Here is a 451-nt window from a genome sequence, read left to right as displayed (position 1 = left end):
CCTACGGGTGGCAGGGCTCCCCCTACGACAGCGGCACCCACGCCCGCCCGAGCGGCCCCGGAGCGCCCGGCAACGGGTGGGAGAACCCGGCGGCCGGCGCCCCGAACGACGGTGCCCCGGCCGCACACCCGGGTGGTTCGTACGGCACTCCGGGTTGGGGTAGCGGCGCCCCGGACCATCCGGCCGCGCCGACCGCGTCCCAGGAGACCGATCCCTACGGGTGGCAGGGCTCCCCCTACGACAGCGGCACCCACGCCCGCGCGGGCCAGGGCCCCGCGCCGTGGGACGTGTCCGAGGACACCGGCACCCACACCCGACCCGACCAGGGCGGCGCGCCGATGTGGGGCAACCCGAACGACATGACCACCCAGGTCCATCCGCCGGTCTCCGGGTGGGGTCCGAACGAGGACACCGGCACCCACACACGTCCCGCTCCGGGCGGTGCCCCGAT

At 76.7% G+C, this 451-nt stretch carries 1 pseudogene; it reads left to right on the top strand.

Annotation, left to right across the window (positions count from 1 at the left end):
* Positions 1–451, top strand: a pseudogene (locus tag D474_RS32305) (hypothetical protein); the annotation flags it as partial.

It is taken from the genome of Nocardiopsis salina YIM 90010, assembly GCF_000341025.1.
GTDB classification, from domain to species: Bacteria; Actinomycetota; Actinomycetes; order Streptosporangiales; family Streptosporangiaceae; genus Nocardiopsis; species Nocardiopsis salina.
This window is presented reverse-complemented; position numbering and strand designations above follow the sequence as displayed.